The organism is Prevotella sp. oral taxon 317 str. F0108, assembly GCF_000162415.1.
In the GTDB taxonomy this organism is placed as follows: domain Bacteria; phylum Bacteroidota; class Bacteroidia; order Bacteroidales; family Bacteroidaceae; genus Prevotella; species Prevotella conceptionensis.
Genome location: NZ_GG740073.1, coordinates 389,577 through 400,060 on the forward strand (window position 1 = coordinate 389,577; position 10,484 = coordinate 400,060).

Here is a 10,484-nt window from a genome sequence, read left to right on the forward strand (position 1 = left end):
GCCATGCCTACAACAATGAACGAAAAAGCGTTGGAAGACCTGATTGTTAACTGGCTTACCAACCATAACCAATACGAACTGGGCGACACCAGCCAATACGACACTCACTATGCCCTAGACACTGGCCGACTTGAAACTTTCCTCAAGCTAACCCAGCCCGCAGAAGTAGAAAAGTCGGGTATCTTCCATTCGCCTGTCAATCGCCGCAAGTTTCTAGAACGCCTGCGTGACGAGATAACAAAGCGCGGGGTGGTGGATGTGTTGCGAAAGGGATTGAAACACCAAAGCAACACCTTTGTGCTTTACAACCCCCTGCCCTCGGCACTTAGCGCCGAGGGCGAAGAACGGTATGCACTGAACAAGTTCTCTGTTGTGCGGCAGTTGCGCTACGATGCACAAAACCCCGCGCTGGCATTGGATGTGGCCATCTTTATTAACGGCTTGCCGGTGATTACGATGGAGCTTAAAAACCAGATAACAGGCCAAAACACGGCACACGCCATTGCCCAATACCGCACCGACCGCTCGCCCAACAACCTGCTGTTTATGCCCAAACGCTGTGCCGTACACTTTGCCGCCGACGATGATACGGTGCAGATGTGCACCAAACTATGCGGAGCCAACAGTTGGTTTTTGCCTTTTAACAAAGGATTTAACGACGGAGCGGGCAACCCCGTCAACCCCAACGGACTGAAAACGGCCTATCTGTGGGAAGAAATTCTTACCAAACGCAACCTTAGCAACATTCTTGAACACTACGCGCAGGTGGTTACCGAGCGCAATCCCGATACCCGGCGTAACATCGAAAAGACCATTTGGCCACGCTGGCACCAGCTGCAACTGGTGCGCGCACTGCTACACGAAACGGCCAAGGGCAACATCGGGCAACGCTTTTTGGTGCAACATTCGGCCGGTTCGGGCAAAAGCAACAGCATCACATGGTTGGCCTATCAGCTTGTAGAGCTGTTAGAGGGAGACCAACCGCTGTTTGACAGCGTAATTATCGTTACCGACCGCGTTAACCTCGACAAGCAGTTGCGCAACAACATGCGGGCTTTTAGTCGCAATGAAAACATCGTAGATGCCGCCAACAGTAGCGAAACCCTGCGGCAACACCTTGTAAACGGCAAGAAAATCATCCTTTCTACCGTGCATAAGTTCTCGTTCATCCTCGACGCCATCGGCAACGAACTGGCCAGTCACCGCTTTGCCGTAATTATAGATGAGGCACATTCAAGCCAAAGCGGCAAGATGGCGGCCAGCACAAACCAGGTGTTGGCAGGTTCGGCAGTGGCAGACGACACGGAGCTAAGCGTTGAAGACGCCGTTAACGAGGCCATTGCCCAATACATGTGCGGGCGGCGCATGGCGCCCAACGCCAACTTCTACGCTTTCACCGCAACGCCGAAGAACAAGACTCTCGAAACGTTCGGCACGCCCTTTATTAAGCCCGACGGCGAAACGGGGCATCGGCCCTTCCACGTCTACTCGATGAAACAGGCCATCGAAGAGGGGTTTATCCTCGACGTGTTGAGCAATTACACCACCTACGAAAGTTTCTATCACATTCGCCGGCGGGTGGAAGACGATCCCGAGTTCGACCGCAAGCAGGCCTTAAGAAAGATACGCCACTTTGTTGAACGCCAACCCGAAACCATTGAAAAGAAGGCCGAGGTGATGGTTGAGCACTTCCACACCTCCGTGGCGCATAAAATTGGCGGACAAGCACGCTGCATGGTGTGCACCACTGGCATACAACGAGCCATCGATTACTTCTTTGCCGTCAACCGCTTGCTAAGCCAACGCGATTCGCAATATCGCGCCATCGTGGCTTTTAGCGGCGATTTCGAGTACAACGGAAAGACCGTTAACGAGGGCAGCCTTAATGGATTTCCCTCTGCGGCCATAGAAAAGACGTTCCGCACGGGCAACTATCGTTTCCTCATCGTGGCCGACAAGTTTCAGACGGGCTACGACGAACCGCTGCTGCACACCATGTATGTAGACAAGCCGCTGCATGGACTGCAAACCGTTCAGACGCTTTCGCGACTTAACCGCACGTGCCCTAAGAAGGAAGATACCTTTGTGCTCGACTTCGTTAACACCTGCGACGACGTTGAACAGAGTTTCCAAACCTTCTACAAAACCACCATCCTGAGCCGAGAAACCGACCCCAACCGCCTGAACGACTTGCTGGCAGAGATAGAGAAACACCAAATTTACACACAATACGAGCTGGAAACGCTGAACCAACGCTATTGGAACAACGCCCCAAGAGAAGCCCTGGACCCCTTGCTCGATGCCATGTGCCAGCGCTTTTGCACCCTATCGGAAGAAGAACAGGTGGAGTGTAAAAGCAGCATCAAGGCCTTTATACGCACCTACGAGTTTCTTTCTACCATCATGGACAGCTGCTCGTTGGAATGGGAAAAGGCCGAAACGCTGCTTAAGCTGCTCGTGCGCAAGTTGCCTTCGCTGGGTACAGACGACCTGACACGCGGATTGATAGAGGCTATCGACTTTGACCGGTATCGACTTGAAAAGAAAGAAGAACGAAAGATACAACTGCAAAACGCCGATACCGAGATAGAACCTGTGCCCACGGCCACCGCTGCAGGTGTGGCCGAACCCGACATGCAACGACTAAGCGTTATCGAAACGCAGTTTAACGAGCTGTTCGGTTCTACCGACTGGGACGACATCGAAGTGGTGAAAAGGCAGGTGGAAGACGTTACGCAACGCGTTACCAACGACAACAACGTGCGCGACGCCATGCTGAACAACGACGAACAGACGGCCGCACAAGAGTGCGACGAGGCCACCAACGTGAAAATGGCCGACATGGCCGAAACCTATACCCAGCTGATTAGTAAGTACATGTCGGAGCCCGACTTCCAAGAGCGGTTTAATCAGCTGATACGCGAACGGGTAAAGGCTGCCATCAATCCCGAATACGATGAGCAAGATTTGGCCTTTAAGCTGCGCCAAGCATTTAAGGAAGACTTTGCCGACTTCTGCGATGGGGTTCATAACGTGGAGTTTGATGAGGTGTTGCGGCTGTTCTTCTGCCTGGTGAATGCCGAAACGATACCCGCCTTGCAGGGTCTTCGGCGGATATTGCGCAACACGCTGAATTGTCTTTATCGAGCACAGCACCGCGAAGAGGATTTCCGAACATGGTATGCCGACCTGGTTAGCCGTTTCGAGGCCTTCCTCAAAAAGATATATTGGCTGCAACATGGTGTGCCCATGCCGCTTGTTAACGATGGGCGTGACCCCGCCTTGCTCGATGCCGTGCGCCATTTCCCACGCATATCCAGTCTTTATCATACGCGTAACCCCAAGCACGAACGCTTTAAGCAGTATTATAATGTGGTGTTTACATGGCGCAATAAGGAGAATCACAGTGCCGAAGACCTGCCCGCCAACTTGCTCCCTGCGGCCCTTCACGCCGCCGTTGCCATGTATCTGTACGCCACAATGGTAAGCGCACCCGATTTGAAAGGCAAGCTATGAGCGAGAGAAAACCCCAACTGGCCTCACCCTCAGCCCCTACCGGCCTCACCCCCAACCCCTCTCCAAGGGGAGAGGGGAGTGGTATGCCTTGTGGGGTGTTTGCTTGTTAACTTGTAAACTCATCAACTCATCAACTTATTAACGCATCAACTCACAAACTTACAAACTTACAAGCTCACCAACTCATTAGCTCATAAACTTACAAAATCATCAACTCATCAACTTATAAGCTTACAAACTCACCAACTCATTAGCTCACCAACTTACAAAATCATCAACTCATCAACTCACAAGCTTACAAACTCACCAACTCATCAACTTACCAACTCATTAAGTTACCAAATCATCAACTAAAAAACTCACCAACTAAAAAACTTAAAATCCTACGTTATACTTTACAAAGTGGCTCTAATTTTCACGTCGTTCTAGCGAAAATTTGGGTCATAAAGTGGGTAAATTTGCACAAATTCTAGGCTTTCTCGCCTTGTGCTTTGTCCGTTTTTCAGAGCCAAACCTGCATTTTGCACCATTTTGCCTTTCTAGTTTGGTTGCTAGCTCGTAATTTTTGCAAGCCAAAAACCTGCATTTTACTGCTAAAAAGCAGGTTTTTGGGCCCCATTTCGCCCTTTTCAGCCATGTTTTTAATGGCTCGAAAGGGTTATTTTTATGCTATTGCGATGTATATTAATGCTTTTCGCCTCGCATTCAGCTGCAAAAAGCACGGCATTTAGCAGCATTTTACCTTGCATTTAGCACCAAAACGCGTTGCATTTAGCGGCAAAACGCATTGCATTTAGCACCAAAACGCATTGCATTTAGCACCAAAACGCACTGCACTTAGCGGCATATTGCAGTAAATTGAGCGGTAAACGCCCTTAAAACGGGTGCAAATGGCGGTTCCTTGTAATAAATATTCATCTTGCTATATCCACAGGTTGGCCCTTAGTTGCATCAAAACAAACCCTCGCGAGAATCGAATTTTTGCGGCCGAGCGGGCAGTTGGTGAATAAAAAGGCACTCATCGTGTTAAAAAAACTTGCTGAAAAGCGGACAAAACTTCTTCTTCCCCCACTTTCTTTCTCAATCCTTTGGCGAAACCAAATAGTTGAACTATATTTGCAACGTGCTTACAGAATATTCCGAAGTGGCATCGGTAAGTAGGGCAAGTAAATCGCGATAGGACGATGCTCATAGGCGTGTTTGTGGCTCATTGTACAATAACTAAACTTTATACAACATGAGAAGTAATAAGCTAAGCAACCTTTTATCACTGCTTTTTCTTGTGGCAACCTTGGGCGTAGCCGTTTATGCCGCATTTGTTAACGACACTATCGTTGTGCATTGGGGACCACTTGGTGGTAGTGAACTCCAAGGCATGAGCTATCTTATCTTATTTCTTCCCCTTTTATCTGCTGCACTTTACTTGCTGTTGCGCAAGGGAAAGGAAAACCCTTTCGCACTCGACCCAAAGCACGATATGCCCCAAACGCAGGGCAACGCACAACAATTGCGCCGATATGTTGATGTGCTTTCTCTGGGTGTAACGGGTTTGCTGTTGTACATCACGCTTTGTGCGGCAGGTTTCTTGCCCATGATACCCCTCGTGGTGATGCTTGTCGTGGCCTTTTTCATCATCTATTATGCGCGTTCGCGACGTAAATTGAGAGGTGCGTAGGGCCACTTAATTTTCTTTCTTCATGTTTTGGCGGTGACATACTTTTGTCGTAACTTTGCAAAACAAAATCATCGCTGACCACAGTTGCACTTGTGCCTTGTATGTAAATGGTTTGTTGTGCAGTGCGGCGCGCCAGATTGATGACAGAATGTAACCAATTATAAAGTACCAAAAGATGAAAAATTCTAGTTTAAAAGGCCTGTTGTCGCTACTTTTCTTAGTGGGCACCGTGAGCATTGTGTTGTACTGCATCCTAACGAAAGACACGATAAACCTACGTATTGATATGCCAGGCGGGGTTAGCAAACCCATTTCGCCTTTCTTCCTCTTACCACCAACTCTGTTCTCTGTTGGCGCTTACTTCGTAACTCGTTTTCTGGCAGACAAACCCATGCGTATGAAAAGTTTGCTAAGGAGGTATGTAATACCTATGAATGAGCATAATGCCCCATTGATACGTAACTTCCATGAGTCTGTTTCGCTAGGAGTTACGAGTATTATGTTCTATTGCTCGCTCTTCATATCGGGCATAATCGCCTTCAACCCCTTTATTACATGGGCGGTAATGATGTTGCCTTTCCTTATGATAGGATGGTCGTCGTTTAAGTTGATGCGTGATAAGGAAATGCAATGATAGAACATAACACGTCAAACAACCGAATAGCCGTGGTTTTTCTCGCGGCAACCTTCGCTGTGGCTCTCTACTCTGCGGTGATAGAGGTGCTTTCGGCCTTGCAAATTAGTTTCTTTGCCGCCGATGATAGGGTGGGTTTGCCCATCTTTACCTTTTTGTTGCCCTTCATTTCGGGGGCTCTTTACCTGCGGTTGCGCTATGTGTCGTTGCACCCGCTAAGCAATCCGCGCCCCAACGGACCAGAAGATACGGAGGAAAACAAATGGCTGATGAGCCGTTATGCCGACAAGATGCTGCCCAACATCACGGGGGTGATGCTACTTTTGGCCGTGGAGGATGTCGTGTTTATGCCTAATTTGATAACGGTCGCGCTGTTGTGGGGATTCTACATGGTGGTGGTTACGATGCAGGTTTTCAGTAAGATTACCTATAAAAAACGCTAGAACCGCTGCCCGCGCCTCCCCATTTCACGTTATTTTGCAGCGTGGCTTAGAGCCAGTTGCACATTTTTGCGTAACTTTGCAGTCGCTAACAGCCATGTACCACCCACAAAATGCGAGATGGGTGGCGCATGGCGCATGGGCATACAATTATTTATAGATACACAAATTCGTAGCATTATGGCATATCTTTTTTCTTCCGAGTCGGTTTCCGAAGGGCATCCCGACAAGGTGTCCGACCAAATATCAGATGCTTTGGTAGACCAATTCTTGGCCTACGACGACAAAGCGCACTGCGCAATCGAAACATTCGTTACCACAGGGCAGGTGGTTATCATGGGCGAGGTGCGCTCTAGTTCGTACATCGACCTGCAAACCATCGCCCGTAACACCATCAAAAGCATTGGCTACACCAAGTCGGAGTACCAATTCGACGGCGACTCGTGTGGCGTTCTGACCGCCATTCACGAGCAAAGCGACGACATCAACCGCGGCGTTAGTCGCGAAGAGGCCGACGAACAGGGCGCGGGCGACCAAGGAATGATGTTCGGTTACGCCACCAATGAAACCGAAAACTACATGCCCCTGTCGCTAGACTTGGCCCACTTGCTGATGATTACGTTGGCCGAGATACGAAAAGAGGGTAAGGAAATGACCTATTTGCGCCCCGACTCGAAGAGTCAGGTGACGGTGGAGTATGCCGACGACGGCCAACCCGTACGTATCGACACCATCGTTGTGAGCACACAACACGACGACTTCGGCCCTAACGACGAGCAGATGCTGGCCCAAATAAAGGCCGACGTGCTGAACGTGCTGATGCCTCGCGTTAAAGCGAAGATAACAAGTGCCAAGGTGCTGGCACTTTTCAACAACGACATTAAGTATTTCGTTAACCCCACGGGTAAGTTCGTTATCGGCGGTCCTCACGGCGATACGGGTCTGACGGGGCGTAAAATCATTGTAGACACCTATGGCGGCAAAGGCGCACACGGCGGCGGAGCGTTCTCTGGCAAAGACCCAAGTAAGGTTGACCGCTCGGCTGCTTACGCCGCACGCCACATCGCTAAGAACATGGTGGCCGCAGGTGTTGCCGACGAAATGCTGGTGCAGGTGAGCTACGCTATCGGCGTGGCCGAACCAGTTAACATCTACGTTAACACCTATGGGCGTAGTAAGGTGCAGCTAACCGACGGCGAAATAGCCCAAAAGGTGGCGCAGCTGTTCGACCTACGCCCCAATGCCATCGAGCGTAACCTCAAACTTCGGCAGCCCATCTACGCCGAAACGGCCGCTTACGGACACATGGGGCGCAAGAACGAGGTGGTGAAGAAAACCTTTACCAGCCGTTATCACGAAACGAAGGTGATGGAAGTGGAGCTGTTCACGTGGGAAAAACTCGACCGCGTAGACGACATAAAGAAGGCGTTCGGCCTTTAAACACCACGGGCTGCATGCCCTGAAATTCCTCGACAAACACCTTGCCGAGGGGATTTTGGGGCATGCCTAGCTTGTTTTGTACCTCTCTTCTTCATCGCGCCGTGCATCGAAAGCGGCCCCTTTGCTGGTGCATTGCAAGGCAAAAAGGCTTTCAACACAGGCATAACAACATACAACAAGCCCATTCTGAGCGTGCTAAAACCCATTAAAGAACAGTATTATATCGCCCCTGCCGACACGACGGCAGCCGAGACCGCCTTTGCAGACAGTGCAAAAACGGCCAAACCCAAGGTGCTAACACCCAAAGAGGTGCTTAGTTGGCTGCCCTACGACGCTACCCCCGAACAGCAGGACTCGGCCATTCAGGCACACTTCAAGCCCGACTCCATTCATTGGAGCACGCGCCCCGACACCTTGCACCTGCCTGGACACTCGGTGGGAAAGGATGTGCGCATTGTTGATTTGCCGCTCTATTATCGCGAATCGTTCTTCTCGCAAAGTCCGTATTACCATCCCGAAATGCCGGCCGGACGGCCAGGAGTAGCAGGCGACCCCGTGCCTTATACCATCGCCAGCGACGACTTGCTCACCTCGTTGCTCTTGGGTTGTTTCATCTTGGGCTGCGTGGCCTTCGCACAATCGCGCGACTTCATCTTTCGCCAGGTAAAGCATTTCTTCCGCGTCCGCAACGAAGGAACCTCCGAGATAGCCGAGACAACGGGCGAAATACGTTTCCAAATATTCCTTGCACTGCAAACCAGTTTGCTCTATGCCATCCTCTTCTTCCTTTACCTGCGGCATCTGCGCGTAGAAACCTTCATCGCCGAGCAGTTCGTTGTTATCGGCATCCTTACGGGTTTGGTGGCGGGCTACTTCCTGCTGAAGGCCTTTGCCCAATGGTTTGTGGGGTGGGTGTTCTTCGGTAAGCGCAAAAACAACCAGTGGCTTAAATCGTTTCTCTTCCTCGTTTCTTCGCAAGGCGTGTTGCTTTTGCCGCTGGTGATGCTGCAAGCCTACTTCCAGCTCACCGTCAAGAGCAGCATTATCTATGTGGGCATCGTGTTGGGGACAACCAAAATACTGTCGCTTTATAAGACACACCTTATCTTTTTCCGCCAAAAAGGCCAGTTTTTGCAATTTTTTTTGTACTTTTGCGCTCTCGAAATTGTGCCTTTGTTCGCCCTGTGGGGCGTATTGACAATCGCCTCCAATTATTTGAAAATCAATTTTTAAGCAAGTAGATGGTAAAAAAGATATTAATATCTCAACCCAAACCGACGAGTGATAAGTCGCCCTACTTCGACATAGAGAGAGAGTATGGCGTTGATTTGGTGTTCCGCCCTTTTGTACAGGTAGAAGGCATCACATCGAAAGAGTTTCGCCAACAAAAGGTAAGCATTCCCAATTATACGGCCATCGTATTTACGTCGCGCCACGCCATCGACCACTTCTTCAAGCTGGCCAAAGAGCTACGCGTGCCCATTCCCGAGACGTTGAAGTATTTTTGCGTAACCGAGACCATTGCGCTCTATATCCAAAAATACGTTCAATACCGTAAACGTAAGGTGTTTTTCGGTACTACGGGCAAGATGGAAGACCTGCTGCCCACAATGGCTAAACACAAACAAGAGAAGTATCTTGTGCCATTGAGCGACAACCATAACGACGACATCGCCAAATTGCTCGACTCGAAGAAACTGAACCATACTGAATGCGTGATGTATCGCACCATCACCAACGACTTTACGCCCGAAGAGATAAAGAATTTTGACTACGACATGCTCATCTTCGTGAGTCCCACGGGGGTGAAATCGTTCGTGAAAGACTTCCCCAACTTCGAGCAAGGCGACGTTCGTATCGGTACGTTTGGCCCAGCAACGTCGAAAGCCATCACCGACGAAGGCTTGCGGTTGGACTTCCAAGCTCCGTCGAAAGAATATCCATCGATGTCGGGCGCATTGAAAGCCTACCTCGACGAGCATAAGTAAGGCCCGCCACTTAGACCTCGAAAGCGTACGAAAGGCGTGTTGGCGAGTGGCACTTTTTACTTAACGGGTAAGTGCTGTTCCTCGAACAAGGCGTGCGCAACGGTCTAAATCATCCCCAAACAAACAGTTACAATGGCAGCAACGGTATCGCAAAAGCTAAGAAAAGAAGAGCGCGCATGTGGCAAAAAGCTCACCGAGGCACTCTTTTGCGGCGCGGATAGTCGGTCGCTTGCTGCCTTTCCCTTGCGTGTGGTGTATCTGGTGCAGCCCTTTTCGGCCGAAGAACAGCAGGCATTGGCCTCTGTACAGATGATGATAAGTGTGCCTAAGCGCAGATTTAAGCACGCCGTCGACCGCAATAGGGTTAAACGGCAGGTGCGCGAAGCCTATCGCAAGAACAAACATTTGCTTTATGATAAGTTGCCGACAGGCAGAAGAATAACGCTGGGTTTCCTTTGGTTGGATGCCAAACATCATTCTTCGGCCGAGGTTGAAGATAAGGTGCAGAACCTGTTACGCCGTATAGGAGAAAGCCTATGAATGCTCTTCGTGCCCTTTTAGGCCTGTTTCGGCGTGTCGCGGTGTGGCTTTTGCTACTGCCTATCCGCTTTTATCAGCTGGCCATTTCGCCTTATACGCCCCCATCGTGTCGCTTTACGCCCTCTTGTTCAGAGTATGCCCGTCAGGCCATCATCAAGCATGGTCCCTTCAAGGGCTTGGCCTTGGCCGTTTGGCGCGTGTTGCGATGCAATCCGTGGGGCGGTAGTGGTTACGACCCTGTGCCGTGAAAG

The 10,484-nt window shown here is 50.2% G+C and carries 9 protein-coding genes; all 9 read left to right on the top strand.

Annotated elements, in window-relative coordinates:
• The first annotated feature begins 3 nt into the window (after window positions 1-3).
• The 9 genes from HMPREF0670_RS08205 (at window position 4) to yidD (ending at window position 10,481) form a co-directional block, all read left to right on the top strand.
• Complete coding sequence (locus tag HMPREF0670_RS08205) at window positions 4-3,516, top strand: type I restriction endonuclease subunit R (RefSeq protein ID WP_009230698.1); 3,513 nt, start codon at window positions 4-6, stop codon at window positions 3,514-3,516.
• A gap of 1,237 nt (window positions 3,517-4,753) precedes the next feature.
• Window positions 4,754-5,191: a hypothetical protein gene (locus HMPREF0670_RS08210; RefSeq protein ID WP_009230699.1), complete on the top strand. Its 438-nt coding sequence runs from the start codon at window positions 4,754-4,756 to the stop codon at window positions 5,189-5,191.
• Window positions 5,192-5,366: 175 nt separating this feature from the next.
• On the top strand, window positions 5,367-5,825 hold the full coding sequence (locus tag HMPREF0670_RS08220) for a hypothetical protein (RefSeq protein ID WP_157579597.1): 459 nt from the start codon (window positions 5,367-5,369) through the stop codon (window positions 5,823-5,825).
• Complete coding sequence (locus HMPREF0670_RS08225; RefSeq protein ID WP_009230701.1) at window positions 5,822-6,268, top strand: hypothetical protein; 447 nt, start codon at window positions 5,822-5,824, stop codon at window positions 6,266-6,268. Before HMPREF0670_RS08220 ends, HMPREF0670_RS08225 begins: the two co-directional genes overlap by 4 nt.
• Before the next feature lie 177 nt (window positions 6,269-6,445).
• The gene (metK, locus tag HMPREF0670_RS08230; RefSeq protein ID WP_009230702.1) at window positions 6,446-7,705 is read left to right on the top strand and encodes a methionine adenosyltransferase; all 1,260 of its coding nucleotides are present in this window, start codon (window positions 6,446-6,448) and stop codon (window positions 7,703-7,705) included.
• A gap of 192 nt (window positions 7,706-7,897) precedes the next feature.
• Window positions 7,898-8,938, top strand: a complete 1,041-nt coding sequence (locus HMPREF0670_RS08235) for a DUF4271 domain-containing protein (RefSeq protein WP_083786827.1) — start codon at window positions 7,898-7,900, stop codon at window positions 8,936-8,938.
• Window positions 8,939-8,946: 8 nt separating this feature from the next.
• A complete protein-coding gene (locus HMPREF0670_RS08240; RefSeq protein WP_009230704.1) occupies window positions 8,947-9,693 on the top strand; it encodes a uroporphyrinogen-III synthase in 747 nt (248 codons plus the stop codon).
• Between the two features lie 132 nt (window positions 9,694-9,825).
• On the top strand, window positions 9,826-10,233 hold the full coding sequence (locus HMPREF0670_RS08245; protein ID WP_009230705.1) for a ribonuclease P protein component: 408 nt from the start codon (window positions 9,826-9,828) through the stop codon (window positions 10,231-10,233).
• On the top strand, window positions 10,230-10,481 hold the full coding sequence (gene yidD / locus HMPREF0670_RS08250; RefSeq protein WP_009230706.1) for a membrane protein insertion efficiency factor YidD: 252 nt from the start codon (window positions 10,230-10,232) through the stop codon (window positions 10,479-10,481). The genes HMPREF0670_RS08245 and yidD overlap by 4 nt, the downstream gene beginning before the upstream one ends.
• Window positions 10,482-10,484: the final 3 nt, after the last annotated feature.